Genomic DNA, 18191 nt, shown 5'->3' on the forward strand with positions numbered 1-18191 from the left:
CCTTGTGAGGTTGGAATGTGGTGGTTGGGTCAAGCGATCAGTGGGATGAGATAGCCAGCGGCAATGGCCGTACCGATGATAGTGACCACGAACGTGACCACCAGTCGGGGCTTAAACATGGCGGTGAGCATCGAAACCTCGGGGATGGAGGCTCCGGCACCGCCAATCATCAGTGCGAACACGGCACCCAGCCCCATACCGGCCGAGCTGAGGGCCAGGCCAATGGGCAGCATTGTCTCGATCCTCACGTAGAGCGGGACACCAAGAACGGCAGCCAACGGCACGGCCCATGGCTTGTCGTCGCCAGCGACCGCGACGAGTTGATCCTCGGGGACCAAACCGTAAATGCAGGCGCCGACCGAGACGCCCAGCACCATCGGGACGAGCAACGGTCGTAGATCGGACCATGCCTCGCCGAGGGCGGGCCGGATCTCGTCTCGCAGTCCCGCCCAAGGGCGGGAGGTGCTGCTGTTGCCGACGACCTTGACTCGCTTGACCTGGTTAGCCATGCCGATTCGTTCCCAGACGACGGGGGCGAACAAAGCCCATGCGGCGGTAACCACTGTGTAGACCAGCGCGATACGCCAACCGAACAGCAGCACCACCCCGGCCACAATTATGGGATCCAGCAACGGCGACGAGATCAGGAAGGTCATCGACGTCCGGAACGCCACCCCCGACTTCAACATCCCAGCCAGCACCGGCAGCGTTGAACAGGAGCAGAACGGCGTGATTACCCCCAGCAGCAGCCCCTTGAACGGGCCGGGAAGGCGCCCATCGGCCATCCATCTCTCGATCCGGTCCGGCCCGAACCGCCGGTTCACCAGCGCGACGAGCATCGAGATCAGCAAGAACAGGACGAGCAACTCGCCCAGGATCAACGCGAAGGTCTGTACCGCTTGAATCATCGCGCAGCGCCCTCAGTCAATGCCCGATCGTCGCCAGCGGGGCAGTGCAGCACGCCTTCTGGCCTTCCGGAGTGAGAGTCGCCAAGTGAGCAAGCCACTGCACCGGAGTCGCCAACTGCTCACAACACAGCTCGTAGATGTTGGACCGCCCCTCGGCCCGCACACTGATCAGCTGCGCTTCCCGCAAGGCCGCCACATGATGACTCACCAGCGCCTGGCTCAACCCGGTGGTCTCCTGCAACTTCTTGTTCGAGCACGCCCCCGTCGCAAGCGTCAGCACGATCATCAGTCTGTTCTCGTCTGACAAAGGCTTCAACAACGGAGCGAGCATCCGCGCGTGATCCCGCGTCGACAGGTCTGTGCGCGGCAGAGCAACATCCAGTGAAAATGTCATACCCACACTATAGACAAGCGTCGGCTTGTATTACAACTAGACGCTTTTCTATAGGTGGACATGTCCGGTCATCACAGCCAAGTCCCCTAGCGGTAAACGGAACTCGTAGTGAGCGAAACTTCCAAAGACCGGCAGCAGGTTCAACTTCGAGTAGCAAGCGAACCAACTGCCAGAGCCGGTCACGCGGCATGGGGAGAACACGAACGCCACCACCTCAAGCGATGTCAACGTCTCATCATCGAGTACTTCCCCCCGCCGCCAGCACACGCGGCGGCTGCGACAAGATCTCCTCGACCTCCTCGCGGGACGTCTTCGGCTTGACCTTTCGGGCAACCATCGAGGCTTCTGCAGCCGGTGACGACGTCAACGCCGACGGCACCAACTGAGGCAACTGCGAATCGGTCATGAACAAAACCTCCTACGGTTCGTCGTTCACAACCAGCCTGGCACTAAGGGATTCAGCCGCGAAGTGTCGGAGGTGGTGCGGAATAGTTCATCGCCGGGGTCTGCGGACTTCCTGTGAACCACTCGTTGCCGTTGTGTTGTTGGCTAGGTGGTTTTGGCTAGGTTTCTTTGCTTAGCCAGGGTTGTGTATTGCCCGTCTGGTCCGGTGGTGAGTCTGTCAAAGACGAACCAGTCCAGGTAGTCGTCAAGATACTCCATAAACTCCTCGGTCGTGAGCTTTTCAGGTCGAATCCCATTGGCATAAAGTTCGCGCTTGACGGTGCCGAAGAAGCCCTCGACTCGGGCGTTGTCGCCGCTGTTGCCAAGCCGCGATAGGGACGGCACCATCAACCAGGCGTTATCGCAGGGTTTTTCCTGCGTGCATTGTTCGCATTGTTGCCTGTCGTGGCTGGTGTCGGTGAGTCGATCGACCCAGTCGGCGTGGCGGTAGTGCCAGCCGCGGTCGGTGTGCAAGCCGGGGCGTTGCCCCGGTTGTAGTTGCTCGAGCCCCGCTTCAAGCATGGTGTTGGTCAGCAACGCCGCTGGTCGTGTTGCGCAGGTGTATGCGATGGGCATGTTGTCGTGGAAGTCGATTAGCGGGCTAAAAAAGACCTTGCCGTCAGCGCATTGAAACTCGGTGATGTCGGTGCCGAGTTTTTGGTTTGGTGCGTCGGCGTAAAAGTCGTGCACCAGATCCTTCCTGCCCGCCTGCCTGCGACGATCCGCTTGCGAACGATATCTTTGCGAGACGTGGGTGCCATTTTTGACGACAGTATCGATATCTCCAACCAGACATCGATTCGCTGGACGATGGGCAGTTTCACCCTTATATGAGCTGTAGCGCTTTGTGTGTTTTGTCTTCGGCTGCAGGTGTTCCTGGCTCATGATCGTGCGAATCGATTTTTCACCGAGTGAAAGACCGTTCGCTTTGCATACTTCAGTCACGCGGCGGTAGCCGTAGGTCATGCGATTGTCCTCACAAACAGCCGAAACCAATGCCTTGGCCTGGGCTTTGCGGTCGACCAAAGGGTGATCCAACCGTCGGCATGCCGACTTGTACGTGCTGTAGTTCAATCCGTAGTAGGCGCAGCAATGTGTTACTTGGTATCCGACGTCCCGGAGTCGTCTGACAGCCGTAGCGACGACCACGCTGTCGAGCGTCTCCGGGTTTGCGCTTTTCCCTCAGATTCCATCACCGCCTCAAACAGCGCTTTATCCGCCAGACGCATAAACCGCTCTTGACGCAACAGGTCTTTGAGGGCCTCAACATCATCCGGCAACGCTGCCTCATCAAACGGAGTTGTTGGCTGCTCATGGTTGCGCAAATGCGCACTCTCATCGCGCGGGGTGCGTTGTGATTGACGCTGTGTCTCGGTCTGCTTGCGCTTGCGTTTTTGGGTTTCGTGGTGTTCTTTCACACGCGCCAGTGTCGCCTGTTCTATCTCCTGCGGCGTCATCCCACGCCGCGAACCCGCATCCGGAGCGAACTTGTGCGTCCACGCCGCCACGGAACTCGCAGCGACTCGAAAACGCCATCCAATCTCGCGGGTGGATGCCGACGTTGTCACATTCACCCGGACGACCTCAGCGATCAACTCGGCGCAACGCCAACCCTTATCGACGCCGTTGCCATGACGGGCGTTGCGTACCCATCCCGAAATTGAAGCTGCAGAAGGAACAGACCTACAGTCCTCCCGAATCAACTGCGCACGAATCTGCGAAGCAGCAAGCCCTTGCTCTGAAAGCTCAACGGCACGCTGCCTCACCTCCGGTGGATAACTCATCCTCGAACTCCGATCCCGACAACCGGTGGTTCACAGGAAGTCCGCACAGCCGCCGAGTGAATAAGTCCGCCGCAGTGTTTTGACGACCTGGGGAAAGTGAATTATCCAACCGTCCAAGGTGGACTAATTCACTGGGAGGGCCTGGGCGAGTGAACTATTCCGCGGGACGGCGAGACCCCAAGCCCCTACTTCACCACGAGGTTGACCATGCGGCCCGGGATGGCGATCACCTTGACCACGTTCTTGCCGGCGACCAGGTCGGCCACGCGATCGTCGGCAAGTGCGGCGGCTTCGAGGTCGTCCTTGGTGGCGTCGGTGGCGACCTCGATGCGCGCCTTGACCTTACCGTTGATCTGGACGGGGACCTCGACGGTGTCGTCAACCAGCCACTGCTCGTCGAACTCCGGGAACGGCTCAAAGGTGATGGTCTCGGAGTGGCCCAGCACCGACCAGAGTTCCTCCGCGATGTGCGGCGCGAGCGGGGAGACCATCTGCACCAGCGGTTCGACGGCGGCGCGCGGGGCGCCGGAAGGGTACGTCTTGGTCAGGTAGTTGACGTACTCGATGAGCTTGGCGGCCACGGTGTTGTCGCGCAGGTGCTCGTAGTCGTCGCGCACGCCGGCGATGGTGCGGTGCAGCGCCTTGAGGTCGTCTTCCGTCAGCGAAGCGTCCACCACGGAGACCTCGCCGGACGCCTCAGAGACCACCAAACGCCACAGGCGCTGCAGGAAGCGGTGCGCGCCGACGACGTCCTTCGTCGCCCACGGGCGGGAGGTGTCGAGCGGCCCCATGGACATCTCGTAGACGCGCAGGGTGTCGGCGCCGAAGTCACGCACCACATCATCCGGCGCGACGGCGTTCTTCAGCGACTTGCCCATCTTGCCGTACTCGCGGTTGACTTCGACGCCGTTGTAGAAGAACTTGCCGTCCTTTTCCTCCACCTCAGCGGCCGGAACGTACACGCCGCGCGAGTCGGTGTAGGCGTACGCCTGGATGTAGCCCTGGTTGTACAGGCGGCGGTAGGGCTCCTGGGAGGTGACAAAGCCGAGGTCAAACAGCACCTTGTGCCAGAACCGCGCGTACAGCAGGTGCAGCACGGCGTGCTCGACGCCGCCGACGTAGAGGTCCACGCCGCCCGGGTCGTTCGCGCCGTGCTCGTCGGGGCGCGGGCCGGTCCAGTAGCGCTCGTTCTCAATGTCCACAAACGCGTCGGCATTGGTCGGGTCGATGTAGCGCAGCTGGTACCAGGAGGAACCCGCCCACTGCGGCATGACGTTCGTGTCGCGCCAGTACTTCTGCGTCCCGTGGCCCAGGTCCAGCTCTACCTCGACCCAGTCGGTGGCCTTCGCCAGCGGCGGGGCCGGCTCGGAGTCAGCGTCCTCCGGGTCGAAGGCGACCGGGTTATAGTCCTCTACCTGCGGCAATTCAACCGGCAGCATGTCCTCGGGCAGCCCGTGCGCCTGGCCGTTTTCGTCGTAGACGATCGGGAACGGCTCGCCCCAGTAGCGCTGGCGGGCGAACAGCCAGTCGCGCAGCTTGTACTGGATTTTCTCGGAGCCCTTTTGCCTATCGACGAGCCAAAGGACCGCCTTCTCAATCGCCTCGCCCTTGCCCAGACCATTCAAATCCAGGCCGTCTTCATTGGCGGAGTTGATGTGCGCCGCGTCGCCGGTGAACGCCTCCTCGGAGACGTAGCCGTCGAGCACCGGGGTAATCGGCAGGCCGAAGACGGTGGCGAATTCGTAGTCGCGCTCGTCGTGGGCCGGCACCGCCATAATCGCGCCGGTGCCGTAACCGGTGAGCACGTAGTCGGCGATGAAGATCGGCACCTCTTCGCCGCTGACCGGGTTCACGGCGTAGGAGCCGAGGAACACGCCGGTCTTTTCCTTGTTCTCCTGGCGTTCCACGTCGGACTTCGCGGCGATGGATCGCAGGTAGTTATCCACTGCTTCGCGCGGGGTATCTGCCCCGCCGGTCCAGCGGCTGTCTACGTCGGCGGGGTAGGAGGCGGCGACCAGCTCGTCGACAAGCTCATGCTCCGGCGCAAGCACCACATACGACGCGCCGAACAGGGTGTCCGGGCGGGTGGTGAAGACGGTGATGTCGCCGGCGGGGGACTCAAAGACGACGTCCGCGCCGCGGGAACGGCCGATCCAGTTGCGCTGCATGCTCTTGACCTTCTCCGGCCAATCCAGCAGGTCAAGGTCATCGAGCAGGCGGTCCGAGTAATCGGTGATACGCATCATCCACTGGCGCAGACGCTTGCGAAAGACGGGGTAGTTGCCGCGCTCCGAGCGGCCTTCCGCGGTGACCTCCTCGTTGGCCAGCACGGTGCCGAGCCCCGGGCACCAGTTGACCATGGAGTCAGAGAGGTAGACGAGGCGGAACTCGTCGATAGCCTTGTGCTTCTCCTCCGTGGTCAGGTCGCGGAAGTTGCGGCCGTCCTTCGTGGTGCGCGCGCCGGACATGAGATCGCGCACCAGGTCCTCGATCGGGCGGGCCTTCTGGTGCTCGTCGTCGAACCACGCGTTGTAAATCTGCAGGAAGATCCACTGCGTCCACTTGTAAAACTCCGGATCCGTCGTGGCGACGGCACGGCGGCGGTCATGCCCCAGGCCCAGCTGGTCCAGCTGGCGGGTCATGTTCTTGATGTTCGCCTCAGTAGTCGTGCGCGGGTGCGTGCCCGTCTGAATCGCGTACTGCTCCGCCGGCAGGCCGAACGCGTCGTAGCCGAGGGTGTGCAGCACGTTCTTGCCCAGCATGCGGTTGTAGCGGGCGTAGACGTCCGTGGCGATGTAGCCAAGCGGGTGGCCCACGTGCAGGCCAGCGCCCGACGGGTACGGGAACATGTCCTGGACGTTGAGCTTGTCTTTCGGCAGCTCCTCGCCGGTGGCGAGGTCGCCGACCGGGTTGGGCGCGTTAAAGGTGCCGTGCTCGCGCCAGTGCGCTTGCCACTTCTGCTCGATGGTGTTGGCCAGTTCGGCCGTATAGCGGTGCGGGGTCGCCTCAGTCATGGTTAGACAGTGTAGTTAAGGGCCCTTGCCTATCGACGCACCTCCGGCCCTCCCCGCGCCCACCCCTTGGGCGTCGATAGGCTTCGGCGCCGAACTAGCAGATCTTTTGGGCACCGGTTTCGTAAGATCTGACATCCCGGACAGGCGTCCAGATTTAAAAATGCAGGCCCAGACTTATGCGCGGTTTCGCATGTTAACTGTTACGAGCCGGGCGAGGGCAACGCCGCAAGGCGGCCGCAACCGCTACAGTCGCAAACATGCGGCTCTACACCATCGGCTACAGCAAAAAGACCGCGGAGGAGTTCTTCGACATTCTCCGCGACAACGGCGTAACCCAGGTCGTGGATATCCGGCGGCACAACACGAACCAGCTCGCCGGATTTACCAAGCAGTCGGACCTGCCGTGGTTCCTCGACACCATCGCGGGCATCGGCTACTCCCACGAGCTCGCGCTGGCGCCCAGCGAGGACCTCATGCGCGCGTACCGCAAGGAGGGCCTGCCGTTCGACGAGTTTGCGAAGCAGTTGCGCGCCGAGTTCGCCGAGCGAGAGATGCCCAAGCTTATCGACGGCTCCGCTCTCCTCTGCTCAGAGCCCGACCCCGCCGAATGCCACCGCTCCGTGGCGGCGGAGTACCTCGCCGAGAAGGGCGACGTTGAGGTCGTGCACCTCTAAGTTCTAGCCCGCGACCATCTGCCAGATGGCCACGCCCATGATGATCACGCCGAGCACGAACACGAACCAGGTTTCGGGTTTGTTGGCGTAGCGCTTGTAGTCCTTGGCGTAGCGGAACAACAGCATCGGCACGATGTACACCAAGAATGTGATGAACACGCCGCCGACCACGGAGATCAAGTCCAGGATCGACGGGTTAACAATGCCGGCGATCACCGTGGTGACGAAGATGAACACGTAGATGCCCCAGCGCAGCTTCTTCGGGTCCAGTCGCTCTGCGGCACCCGGCGCGACGGCGCGTACCAGGTAGGTGGTGCCTTCCTCGGCGCCCATGACGTGGCCGAAGTAGGACGAGGCGATCGCGCACAGCGCGACGATCGGGGAGAGGACGGCCAAAAACGGCGTGTCGGTCTCGTTTGCCAGGTAGGACAGCACGGGGATGTTTTGCTCGCGGGCGGCGTCCATGCCGTCGGCGCCGAGTGCCAGGGTGCAGGACCACACGAAGAACATGGTGAACACCACCAGCAGCGCGGTGGTGATGAGCTCGGTCTTCGCTACGGCCTTCTTGGTGGACTCCAGGTCATTCGGGTACTTCTTCTGCACGTCCAGAGCGAACTGGGACATCGCCGGCATGTGGTTGAAGGAGAACACGAACACCGGCAGGATCAGCAGCATCGCTTTCCAGAACGACACGTCGGACTCGTAGGAGCGGAAGCTCGCCAGGTCCCACTGGGGGATGAGGTAGAACGACACCGCGGCCAGCGCGATGATCAGGGGGTAGACCAGCAGGTTGGCAAAGGCCAGTGTGGCCTTCTTGCCCAGGGCGTAGGCGCCGGTGAGCACGCCGACGCACAGGAGGGCCATGAGCCAGCGTGGCACTTCGGGGCCGTGGAGCTGGTTGACCACGAAGCTGTCCATCGTGTTGGTGATGCTCACGCCGTAGATGAGCACGATGGGGTAGATGGACAGCCAGTACATCAGGCCCGTCATCAGGCCGCGGTTGCGGCCGGCAAGGGCGGTGACCACCTGCAGCACGTCCAGACCCTTGACCGGGGAGGCGGCCACGATGCGGGCGTAGGTGCGGTGGGAGAAAAACACCATCGGGCCGATGAAGAGGGTGATCAGCAGCAGTGGGACGAAGCCGAAGCTGCCGGCGTCGATGGGAAGGAACAGGATGCCGGCGCCGACGGCGGTGCCGAACAGGGTGATAGCCCAGGACAGGGTGCCGCCATCGGGGACGGCGCCGGACCGGTTTTCCTCTACCTGCCGCTTGTCGGCGACGGTGAGGTGTTCCAAATTGAACTCTTTGCCCGCAGTGGTCAAAGGTACTCCTTAACACATGAGTGGTATACGCCACACGAATGATAAGGCAACACGACGCGCAGCGATAACCGGGGAGCTAGGCGCGTTGCGCCCACTCCACAACCGGGTCAAGGAGTGCCAGGTCCACACGGTCCGTGTCCCGGCCGTAGCTGTCCACCATCGCTTGTTCGTTTTCGGTGCGCTCGCGCTTGAGCCGCAGCGCAAACGTTTCCATCATCCACCGGTGGGTGGTGGTCAGCTCGTCTCCGTTCCACCGCCCGCTCCGGCATCGCCGGAACCTACATCTGAGGCAGGAACGGGCGCAGCTGATCCAGCAGCCACTGGAGCGAGCCGCCCGCGCCAGCGAGCATTGCTGCAAGCAGGCCAACCACACCCACCAGCACGCCGCCAGCGAAAGCACCGACGCTGCTGCCCACGTTGGAGGAGCCGTCCTGATCCTCCGCCGGCTTCGGCTCGGCGGTGACGGTGGTCGGCACTGCCACGGTGGTGGTGGCGGTGGTCGGCGTTCCGGACACAGTGCTGGTGACGGTGGTCGGCACCGAAACGGTCGTCGTCACCGGAGCAGCGGGAGCGGCCGTGGTGGTCGGCGCGGTCGTCGGGGCCGGGGCCTTGCCGCGGGCGGTCAGCCACTGGTCCGGGCCGATCGGGTGGTCCACCATGCGGATCTCGCCGATGTTGCCGAACCAGCCGTCGACCTTGTCGTTGTCCCAGGCGGAGGTGCCCAGAAGCCACTTGTCGCCGTTGCCGCCCATGCCCAGCGGGCCGTAGCCGTCGCGCAGGATCGGGGAGCCGTCCACGTACATGGTCACGGACTCGTCGGCCGGGTCGTTGACCACGGCGATGTGCATCCACTTGCCCTTCGGCACCTCGTGGGTCCAGTTGGAAAAGCCCTCGCCATTTTCGCCGTAGGAGTACCAGCGCAGCTCACGCAGGCTGGACACGCCGAGCATCTGGATCGGGTCGCCGTCTTCGTTTTCCGGGTGGGTGATGGTGCCGGAGGCGTCGCGGATCAGGGCGTTGGACCACTTGTTGTTGTCGGCGTTCCAGTCCTCGTCGAGTTTGAGGAATGCCTCCACGGTGTAGCCGTCCTTGAATTCCTCGGAGTTGATGTCGGCGCCGGTGGCGGTTTCGAACCAGGCGGTGGAGTGCTTGAACTTCGGGTCCTTCCAGCGCAGGGAGCCGCGGTCCGAAGACAGCGGGTGCTTGTCGTCGGAGAAGGTCACCGCGTCGGCGCCTGCCGCGATGCGGTGGCGTGCACGGGTCATGTCGTCGCCGCCAGCGACGTCGGGGATGACGGCGCCGGCGGGGGCGGCTTCGCCGTCGTTAAGCAATGTGCCCTCGACCTTCGTCTGGCCGGGGCGCCAGTGCACCACGGTGCCGTCCACGTAGGCGTAGTCTTGCTCGTTTTTCGGCTTGTCCTTCTCGGTGACCTCGTAGGCCTTGTAGCCGTCGGTGATGGTCTGCTTCAGCGCCTCGTTGTAGTCCGGGTCGTTCGCGTCGCCGGCCGTAAACGAAGGGGCGAACGCCTTGAAGCGCTCCGCGAAGTCGAAATCGATGGTGTAGGAGTCGCCCTCGCCCTCCATGATCAGGTGGTCGAAGGAGTTGAGCTGCTCGTACTTCTTGGACTTCACCCACGGCGAGTACGCGAGCATCTCGAGCTGGTTGTTGGTCAGGTCGAACTGCAGCTGGCCCATCAGGCCGTTGCCGCCCAGGTAGGCCATCTGGTAATCCTGCAGGATGTTGATCACGTCGTGACCAGCGTCGTTCTTCTCCACGTGGTAGCCCGCACCGTGGTGGTGGCCGGCGATGGTGAGGAAGATCTGGTCGTTTTTACGGATCAGCTTGTCCCAGAGGTGCTCGCCGTACTCCTTGGTGAAGTAGGTGGAGCCGTCGCCGTTGATGCCGGAGATCTCGTGCGCGCTGAGGATCACTGGCAGCTCCGGGTGCTTATCGATGACCTGCTGCGCCCACTCCAGCGTTTCGTCGTTGGCGCGGAAACCGAGCGCAAGCACCAGGTACTTCTGCCCCTCGGCTTCGAAGATGTGGTACTCCGAGTCGACGCTCTGGCCCGGGAAGGCGTAGCCGTCGCCGCCCGCGTGGATCTCCGTGGAGGCGGTGCGGCCCATGTAGGTGGAGTTCTTCTTCGCGCGCTCCTCCGGGAAGTACTCGGTGAACGCGGATTTCCCGTCGAACATGGTCAGGTCGTGGTTGCCCGGCAGCACGGAGTAGTTCACCCCGGCATCCTCGAGCGTTTTCATCGCGCGGTCCGCGATGTCCCAGCTGGCCCGGTCTGCCGGCTGGTCCACCACGTCACCCAGGTGGGTGACAAACTGCGTGCCCAGCTTCTTGTGGTTTTCAGCCAGGAACTCGGTCTGCACATCAAATGGGTTGGTGCCGTAGCGGTCGCCGAAGATGTCGCCGGCGGCCTCGGTGCCGTAACGAGCGTAGAACTGGGTGTCCGGCATGACGCCGAGGGTGAAGCGGGAGGCGAGATCCTCCGCGTTGGCGACGGGAACTGGGGTGAGCAGGGCGAGGGCAGTAATCGCGGCGATGTGCTTGCGCATGGCAGTCCTTCGTTTCTAGAGGGGCGGTAGGCAGTTGGAAACGTAGCGCCCTCAGGTTTCGCTGCGGTGAAATTCAGGTGAAATTTAAGCTTATCGACGCCCACGCGTCGCCCTTACCCATGTTTCCCCAGGGAATTCTTTTTTGACCCATTTTTCGGCTCCGAAAGATATAGCGGGGCGAATGCGGGCCGGAATTCGCTATTTCCCCTGGTCAGCGAATTGTTCCAATATCTTTCTATATCTTTTTGGCCGCGAAAACCCTTACCCCGCAACGATGTTGCGCACCGCCACGCCCATGATCACCAGGCCCACCACCAGCACGAAGATGGTGTCCGGGCGGCGAGCGTAGTGCTTGAACGCCGTGGCCTTGTGAAATAGCAACGACGGCATGATGTACACCAAAAACGCTACGAACACGCCGCCGACCACGGAGATCATGTCCAGAATCGACGGGTTCAACACGGCGACGATCACCGCGGTGACAAAGACGAAGACGTTGACCGCCCATCGAAGCGTGGACGTCGAGAAGCGAGCCGCAAAGTTCGGTGCCACACTGCGCACCAGGTACGCAGTGCCCTCCTCCGTGCCGAGCAAGTGGCCGAAGTAGGAGGTGATGATCGCCGCGATGGCGATGACCGGGCTGATCCAGGCCATAAACGGCGCGTCCGTCTGATTAGCCAAGTACGACAGCACCGGCACGTTTTGCTCGCGCGCGGCGTCCATCCCGTCGGCGCCCAGGGACAGCGCGCACGACCACACGAAGAACATGGTGAAGGTGACCAGCATCGCGGCGGTGATCATCTCCACCTTGGACACCTCGCGCTCCGTGGCGGCGACGTCACCGTCCGTCTTCTTCTGCACATCCAGCGCGAACTGGCTCAGCGCCGCCATGTGGCTGAAGGAAAACACCAGCACCGGAAGGATCAGCAACAGGCCCTGCCACACCGAATAGGAGGATTCGTAGTCGCGGAAGCTGGCGAAGTCCCAGCTCGGGATCAGGTAGAACGACACCGCCGCCAGGGCGATGATCAGCGGATACACCAGCGCGTTGGCCAGCCACAAGGTGAGTTTCTTACCAAAGGCGTACGCGCCCGTCATCAGACCAGCCGAGGCCGTGGCCAGCACCCACCGGCTCACCTCCGGGCCGCCGAGCTGGTTCACAATGAAACTGTCCAGCGTGTTGGTGATGGAGATGGCGTAGATCAGCACCGTGGGGTAGATGCCCAGCCAGTACACCAGCGCCGAGGCGAAGCCCCGCTTGCGGCCGGTCAGCGCCGTGATCACCTGCAGCACGTCCAGCCCCTTCACCGGCGAGGCGGAGACGATGCGCGCGTAGGTGCGGTGGGAGAAAAACACCATCGGACCGATCAGCAGCGTGGCAATCACCAACGGCCAGAACCCGAAGCTGCCTGCATTGATGGGCAGAAACAGGATGCCCGCGCCCACGCCGGTGCCGAACAGCGTGATCACCCAACGCATGAACGAGCCGTCCGGTTTGTCACCCTCGCGCTGCTCCTTGATCTGCTCGATGTCGGCATCCGAGAGGTTCTCCCGGTCGAACTCTTGGCGCGAGAGCTCAAGGTGCTCGTCGCTGTGCTGCTCCGGCAGCTCGGCGTTAGTCATGCTGGTTTAGGTTACGCGTGTTGCTGTAGGGAGCGGTGTTTTGCATTCGCCTATCGACGGGCCTCCGGTTGACCACCTCGCAGTTCACGCCAGCAGCGCCGCCATTCGCGCAGATGGTGAAAGGCTAATGGTGAAAGTCCGATAATTTTCGCGGATTCACCATCCCTCATTCACCATCTGTGCGGTCTACCGTCTGATCGGGAGGATCTGCGGCACCACCACCGGACGTCCAATTGTTTTGGTGATCTAGATTTTTAACTCGTCACCGTTTGGCCTGTGTCCCGAAGGATCGCACCACCATGTCCCGTTCCCGCATCGCAACCGCCACGCTCGCCTGCGCGCTCGCCGTCGGCACTGTTCAAGTCCCCGTCGCTGAGGCGCAGTCGTCAGGGAGTTCGACCAGCACCGTCGACCAGCAAGGATTCGACAAAGCGACCGCAAAGTGGCAGCCGCTTTTTAGCGACGCATCCGCCTCACTCCAACAGGCCGAACGCGACGCCAAAGCAGCGAAGGCGCAGCGCGACGCTACGAACGTCGCCGTGCGAAACGCGGAGGCTGCAGTCGGGGAGGCGGAGGCTGCGCTGACCGCGGCTGAGGCGGAGTTCGCGTGGGCGCAGGCCGCGGACCAGGACGCGCTGGCGGCGGCGGTGGAGTCCGCTCGGGAGCGCCTGGCCGGTGCGGAGCAGGGTGTCGAGGACGCGTACGAGCTTGCCGCCGCCGAGCAGATGACCCTCGACGAGGCCGAAGACTACGTCGCCGAAGCCGAAGCAGAGCTGGCGCAGGTCAACGCGCAGCGCCCGACTCTGGCGCAGTACACCACCACCGAAACCAACACCGCAGCTGTCGTGCTAGGTGTGCTGGCTGCGCTGGCGGTCGTGGGCATCGGCGTGGTGGCGTTGGCGCCGCGCCTCGGCATCGAGCTGCCCTGGCAGTAGCGACTCAGCCCCAGGGCACACCAAACTTATCGACGGCTAAAGTGCTCCCACGCCCGGTACGTGTCCTGGAGATTGAGCCACAGCTCTGCCGAGGTACCAAGTGCTGCCCCGACCAGCTCGGCGGATTCCCGCGTAAGCTCCCGCTCGCCCGAGATGAGCTCTTCAACGAAGCGCGTCGGCCGTCCCATGATCGCGGCGAAATCTGCTTCGCTCCAACCACGTTCTTCCAGTTCCTCCGCGAGGAAATCTCCTACTGGGAACGCCTCTGCCAAGGGTTGAGTAGCCACTGTTCACCTCCGTCAGTGGTAGTCGACCATTTCAATAACAACTGCGATGCGTCCATCTTCGCTAGTTTCAAATCGAATAACAAGGCGATATTGCTTATTCAGCCACCCCTACGCCGGCCGCACGCGCGCCCGCTCTAGCCGGTGCGCCTGCACAACCTTCTCCACCGCGTACACGATCTCCCGCAGCGCGCCGAACCCGGAACGCTTCGTGGACAGATCCACCGTCACTTGCACGCTGCCGACCCACATCTCCAGCACCACGTCCGGCTCCGCCTTGTTGGGTCCGAACAGCGGCAGCGGAAAGTAGATGGTGCTGGGCTCGGGCACGATCTCGACGCCGCGAACTTCTTCACACTCGAAATCCATGCGCATGCCCGCAAGACCTGCGCGCTTCGGGCCTCCAAGTTTCGGAAGCGTCACTTCACTGATTTCGACCCGCATTGCATGGGCTACAGCGCCCAGACGCACCGGCTGGGGCAGAGCCCACGAGATGCTGGTGCACAGCACCGGCATAAATTCCATGATCCCCTGTTCAGCCTGCTCACGTGCCGTGACAGCAAGCGAGTAGATAGCAGCGAACCTCGGCTCAAGAGCCATCGCTTCCCTACATATCTCCGCGAGCATCCCCGCAGCACGCGCCGCCCTGTTCGCAGTCCTCGCGTCGCGCAGCATCATCAACGGGACGCCAGCCATCACGGTGTAGCTGACCAGCTCCTCAGCGCGCTCCCCGGTGACCGGCTGACTATTGTCCACCGTCCGCCACTGCCTCGCCGTGCGGTTCACGGCATCCACAATTTCCTGCCCGAGCGCCCGCGCAGTCGCGTTCAGCTCGCGCCCCGGATTCTCAACAATTACCCGGCCCCCAACGTGCGTTCCCGCCGCCTTGGCCCCAATTTTCCAAGTTTTCATCCCCATGCCGCGCAGCCTACGGGGCAGCCTGCTCAAGCACAGCCCCTCGAGTGCTCATTTCAGTGGACATTTGCCTATCGACGCACCAAAGGTTTCCAACGCCCAACAGTTGGTGCGCACCCAGTTGTCCGCAATGCGGAGTCCGCAAAGCCCTCGGGCAGGTGGCGGATTTCTATATCACAGAACTTATCTGTTTCGCTGCAGGTGAGAGCGCCGTTATAGTGTCATGCGCAAATCCATTAGCAGGGAGGTGTTAGGTGGCTTTTAGCGCCCTAGTGACCCTTATGGGCGTGTGGTTCGCGGCGATGGCGTCGCCGGGCCCAGACGTAATGCAAATCATTCGCTTAGGTGCGCGCTCTACCCGCGCAGCCGTATGGGCGGCGCTGGGTAGTACCACCGGCCTTACCATCTGGACCGTGGCCTCCTTGGCGGGGCTGTCCGCATTGATTTCTGCGCACCCTGGCATCCTCGTGGCAATGCAGGTTCTCGGTGGCAGTTACCTGCTGTGGATGGCCTATACCGCAATTACCGGTGGCATCAAGGAGCGCCGCGCGCCCGCAACTGTAGTGGGTACCGAAACCCGCGCCCCGCAGCCGCGCGGGTTTACACCGGACGGCATCATCAAGGCGGCCACCGCCTTTCGCATGGGATTTATCTGCGATCTTTCGAACCCCAAGGTGGTCATTTTCTTCGGCGCCATCTTTGCCAATTTCATTGATCCCGACATGGGCATCGGTGCCAACCTCATGGTGGGTGCCGTATTGATTCTGGAAAGCCTCGTGCTCTTAGTGGGTGTGGCTTTGGCTACCCGCGCGGTTGCGAAGTGGATGTCTAAGAACTCCGCCTGGGTGGATATTGTCAGCGGTGTGGTCTTCCTTCTGCTGGGTGTGATTATCCTTTTTGAGGGCTTACGTTCTCTTTGAAGGCTTTGACCAACACAATCGAGCCGAGGAAATATGGCTCCTCCGCCCGCCACGCTACCGTCCCGGCCGGAGGCCTCGGCGAACTCGTCGAGCAACGCGAGAACGTCGGGGTAGCGCTACCCACGATGGCGTTTATCCAACTGCGCGGAGGTGACGAGTCCGTCGTCTTCCAGCCTGTCCAGAGCATTTCGGGCAGTGCATACGAGGGCGTCTACCAAACTTATGTAGTTATCTTCGGTGGCTGCTCACGAACACCAAACTTATCGACGGTTAAAGCGGTGCCCGGCTCAGACCCCCTCACGCCGGTCGCACGCGCGCCCGCCCCTGCCGGTGCGCCTGCACAACCTCCTCCACGGCATAGACCATGTCCCGAAGGGCACCGTACCCAGCGAGCTTCGCCTCGAGGTCCACGATCACCTGCAGGCCATCGACCCACATCTCCATAACCACGCGCGGTTCCGCCGTCCCCGGCGCAAACAGCGGTAGCGGGAAGTACGCTGAGCCGGAGTCTTTACCGATTTCGCTGCCATCTACCTCGCTGCATTTGTAGTTCAGGCCCATCTCGGCCAGGCCGTCGCCAGCCAATTCAGCGCTAGGTTCCGGGAACTCAACCTCCCGGATTTCCACCCGCATCGCGCGATCCGCCTCGCCCGCGTGGGAGAGAGGTTTCGGCAACACGCTGGAGATGGTGTCGCAAAACGGCCCCATCATGTCCAGACGGCCGGCGTCGGCGCATTCCCGGGCGGAGATCGCTAGCCCGTATACGCCAGCAAACCGCGGTTCCTGTGTGAGCGCCTCCCCGCTGATCTCCACCATCAACCTGGCCGCCGAGCCCGCTGATTCGACGGTTGTTGCTTGCCGCATCAGCAGCAGCGGCAAGCCAGCCATCAAGGCAATGCCTGCGAGGTGCTCAGCCACCTCACCTGCTTCCGGCTGCTTCATACTGACCGTCCGACACTTTCTGGCCGCCCGATTTAGTCCGGCAACAACCGCTTGCCCAAGCTCCCGCCCAGAAGCGTCAATCTCATCGAAACGGTTCGCAACAATTACCCGGCCCCCAACGTGCGTTCCCGCCGCCTTGGCCCCAATTTTCCAAGTTTTCATCCCCATGCCGCGCAGCCTACGTCGCACCCCGCGCGAGCACAGCCCCTCACGTGCTCATCTCAGTGGACATCCGCCTATCGACGCACCAAAGGTTTCCAACGCCCAACAGTTGGTGCGCACCCAATTGTCCGCAATGCGGAGTTGCTAGAGCCAGTCTGCGCCCTTGTCATCGAGATCGACCAATGGCGGCCCACCGCAGTCGTACGCTGGTAGCTCACCCGCAGCATTTGACCCCGCCGATTCCCCAGACCGCCCCAGCGCCTGACGAAGGTCGCTCTTTACAGCCGCCACCTTGGCTGCCTCGAGAATGTTCGAGGAGAGATTGATGGAGGTGCTCATGCCGAAGAGCCTATTGAGCGTCAACGCTTCAGGCAATAGCTCCATGTCCGGCAGTTTCAAAACTTGGCGGACTCAAACAGTTGGTGCGTACCCACTTGTCCGCAATGTGGAGGCCGCCGAGGGCGACGCTCAAAATCGCCCCAGCTCGTCAGCTCTATGCACGACGGGTTCAAGGTCGTACCCGAGCACGGCAAGAACGTCGATCACCTTGCCAATCTCGGCCGTCGGCTTACCGTGCTCCAGCTCCCGAAGGAACCGGTCCGACACGTCGGCAAGCTCGGCGACCTCCAGTTGGGTCAGCCTCCGCTCCTTACGCTGGGCGCGCACAAAGCTGCCGAGTGCCTCTATGTCCACGTGTCACGTCTCCTCGCTGACCGTATGCTGTTACGGAACGTTCGCACCGAATCTGTTCCTATAGGCCGTGAGGTTAGCGCAAAACAGCGCATTTCGGTGTGTTCGCTCCGACTTGGAGGCACGCGCCCTCAATTTCAGATCGGCACGTTCGTTCCGCCGATGGCAAGCTGGCAGGGTGGTCTCGGCCGCATACACGCAGCGATCTGCCTATCTACGCACCGGCTTAGCCCAGCGGCGCGTAGCCAAAGTCACCGCGCTGCACCTGACTGCGGGCATTCGGGTCGAAGGTTGCGCACAGGGCTGCCGCCACGTAGCGCACACCGCCTGCCGGCGAAGAGGAGCCGACGCGCTCGGCGCAGTTCTCCAGGGCTGGCAGGCCGATACTCTCCCCGGGCGAAGTCATGGAGAAGAAGGACGCGGCCATCATGGTGTTGCCATCGGCGCGCACGTATTCCGAAGAGCCCTTAATAGCTTGCCAAGCAATCGCCCCGACGGGATCGGTGCGGAACTGGTCCCGCTCAGTTGGGGTCAGCTCGGCGTTAGCAGCAGGCGCGGACAGTGTTGTGATGAGTAGTGCTGCTGTTGCAGCAAGGAGAGGAAACTTTTTCATAG

The 18191-nt window shown here is 62.4% G+C and carries 19 protein-coding genes; 3 read left to right on the forward strand and 16 right to left on the reverse strand.

The genetic code is table 11. The features are described from left to right. Positions 1 to 29: 29 nt before the first annotated feature. From CIHUM_RS10665 to leuS, 6 genes are all read right to left on the reverse strand, one after another. Positions 30 to 908, reverse strand: a complete 879-nt coding sequence (locus CIHUM_RS10665) for a permease (protein WP_034996578.1) — start codon at positions 906 to 908, stop codon at positions 30 to 32. A 16-nt stretch (positions 909 to 924) separates the two neighbouring features. Next, positions 925 to 1302 carry an ArsR/SmtB family transcription factor gene (locus tag CIHUM_RS10670; RefSeq protein ID WP_034996579.1) on the reverse strand — a complete coding sequence of 126 codons (378 nt, stop codon included), beginning with the start codon at positions 1300 to 1302 and terminating at the stop codon, positions 925 to 927. A gap of 235 nt (positions 1303 to 1537) precedes the next feature. Further along, positions 1538 to 1708 carry a hypothetical protein gene (locus CIHUM_RS10675; protein ID WP_158293353.1) on the reverse strand — a complete coding sequence of 57 codons (171 nt, stop codon included), beginning with the start codon at positions 1706 to 1708 and terminating at the stop codon, positions 1538 to 1540. Positions 1709 to 1851: 143 nt separating this feature from the next. Continuing rightward, positions 1852 to 2772 (reverse strand): DDE-type integrase/transposase/recombinase, encoded by a 921-nt coding sequence (locus CIHUM_RS10680; RefSeq protein ID WP_187370399.1) that lies wholly within the window; start codon positions 2770 to 2772, stop codon positions 1852 to 1854. A gap of 71 nt (positions 2773 to 2843) precedes the next feature. Then, positions 2844 to 3530: a hypothetical protein gene (locus CIHUM_RS10685; RefSeq protein ID WP_148363865.1), complete on the reverse strand. Its 687-nt coding sequence runs from the start codon at positions 3528 to 3530 to the stop codon at positions 2844 to 2846. A gap of 185 nt (positions 3531 to 3715) precedes the next feature. Further along, positions 3716 to 6544, reverse strand: a complete 2829-nt coding sequence (gene leuS, locus CIHUM_RS10690) for a leucine--tRNA ligase (protein WP_034996582.1) — start codon at positions 6542 to 6544, stop codon at positions 3716 to 3718. A 257-nt stretch (positions 6545 to 6801) separates the two neighbouring features. Between leuS and CIHUM_RS10695 the strand changes: the two genes are divergently transcribed. Further along, complete coding sequence (locus CIHUM_RS10695) at positions 6802 to 7218, forward strand: DUF488 domain-containing protein (protein WP_034996584.1); 417 nt, start codon at positions 6802 to 6804, stop codon at positions 7216 to 7218. A gap of 3 nt (positions 7219 to 7221) precedes the next feature. Here CIHUM_RS10695 and CIHUM_RS10700 read toward each other — a convergent pair whose 3' ends face one another. The 4 genes from CIHUM_RS10700 to CIHUM_RS10715 all read right to left on the reverse strand — a co-directional run bounded on the left by CIHUM_RS10700 (position 7222) and on the right by CIHUM_RS10715 (position 12728). Further along, positions 7222 to 8541 carry an amino acid permease gene (locus CIHUM_RS10700; protein WP_074431949.1) on the reverse strand — a complete coding sequence of 440 codons (1320 nt, stop codon included), beginning with the start codon at positions 8539 to 8541 and terminating at the stop codon, positions 7222 to 7224. A 76-nt stretch (positions 8542 to 8617) separates the two neighbouring features. Continuing rightward, positions 8618 to 8758, reverse strand: a complete 141-nt coding sequence (locus CIHUM_RS10705) for a hypothetical protein (protein WP_158293354.1) — start codon at positions 8756 to 8758, stop codon at positions 8618 to 8620. Between the two features lie 61 nt (positions 8759 to 8819). Beyond that, positions 8820 to 11105 carry a LamG-like jellyroll fold domain-containing protein gene (locus tag CIHUM_RS10710; RefSeq protein ID WP_034996586.1) on the reverse strand — a complete coding sequence of 762 codons (2286 nt, stop codon included), beginning with the start codon at positions 11103 to 11105 and terminating at the stop codon, positions 8820 to 8822. Between the two features lie 261 nt (positions 11106 to 11366). Further along, on the reverse strand, positions 11367 to 12728 hold the full coding sequence (locus tag CIHUM_RS10715; RefSeq protein WP_273680218.1) for an SLC5/6 family protein: 1362 nt from the start codon (positions 12726 to 12728) through the stop codon (positions 11367 to 11369). A gap of 299 nt (positions 12729 to 13027) precedes the next feature. Between CIHUM_RS10715 and CIHUM_RS10720 the strand changes: the two genes are divergently transcribed. Next, complete coding sequence (locus CIHUM_RS10720; RefSeq protein ID WP_034996591.1) at positions 13028 to 13663, forward strand: hypothetical protein; 636 nt, start codon at positions 13028 to 13030, stop codon at positions 13661 to 13663. Between the two features lie 26 nt (positions 13664 to 13689). On the opposite strand, the gene CIHUM_RS10725 is transcribed toward CIHUM_RS10720, so the two are convergent. Both CIHUM_RS10725 and CIHUM_RS10730 read right to left on the reverse strand, forming a co-directional pair. After that, positions 13690 to 13950: a helix-turn-helix transcriptional regulator gene (locus CIHUM_RS10725; RefSeq protein WP_034996593.1), complete on the reverse strand. Its 261-nt coding sequence runs from the start codon at positions 13948 to 13950 to the stop codon at positions 13690 to 13692. 108 nt (positions 13951 to 14058) lie between these two features. After that, entirely contained in the window at positions 14059 to 14865 is an 807-nt protein-coding gene (locus tag CIHUM_RS10730; RefSeq protein ID WP_148363807.1) for a hypothetical protein, read from the reverse strand. Positions 14866 to 15164: 299 nt separating this feature from the next. On the opposite strand from CIHUM_RS10730, the gene CIHUM_RS10735 reads away from it, so the two are divergent. Then, positions 15165 to 15782: a LysE family translocator gene (locus tag CIHUM_RS10735; protein ID WP_262360341.1), complete on the forward strand. Its 618-nt coding sequence runs from the start codon at positions 15165 to 15167 to the stop codon at positions 15780 to 15782. Between the two features lie 297 nt (positions 15783 to 16079). Here the strand turns inward: CIHUM_RS10735 and CIHUM_RS10740 are convergent, their stop codons facing one another. From CIHUM_RS10740 to CIHUM_RS10755, 4 genes are all read right to left on the reverse strand, one after another. Next, positions 16080 to 16724 carry a hypothetical protein gene (locus CIHUM_RS10740; RefSeq protein ID WP_034996600.1) on the reverse strand — a complete coding sequence of 215 codons (645 nt, stop codon included), beginning with the start codon at positions 16722 to 16724 and terminating at the stop codon, positions 16080 to 16082. A 306-nt stretch (positions 16725 to 17030) separates the two neighbouring features. Continuing rightward, positions 17031 to 17225, reverse strand: coding sequence for a hypothetical protein (locus CIHUM_RS10745; RefSeq protein ID WP_148363808.1), 195 nt, complete (start codon positions 17223 to 17225; stop codon positions 17031 to 17033). Between the two features lie 129 nt (positions 17226 to 17354). Beyond that, positions 17355 to 17579, reverse strand: coding sequence for a helix-turn-helix transcriptional regulator (locus CIHUM_RS10750; RefSeq protein WP_034996602.1), 225 nt, complete (start codon positions 17577 to 17579; stop codon positions 17355 to 17357). 223 nt (positions 17580 to 17802) lie between these two features. After that, on the reverse strand, positions 17803 to 18189 hold the full coding sequence (locus tag CIHUM_RS10755; RefSeq protein ID WP_034996604.1) for a hypothetical protein: 387 nt from the start codon (positions 18187 to 18189) through the stop codon (positions 17803 to 17805). Positions 18190 to 18191 lie beyond the last annotated feature (2 nt).

Origin of the sequence: Corynebacterium ihumii (assembly GCF_028609825.1) — a bacterium.
Classification (GTDB): domain Bacteria; phylum Actinomycetota; class Actinomycetes; order Mycobacteriales; family Mycobacteriaceae; genus Corynebacterium; species Corynebacterium afermentans.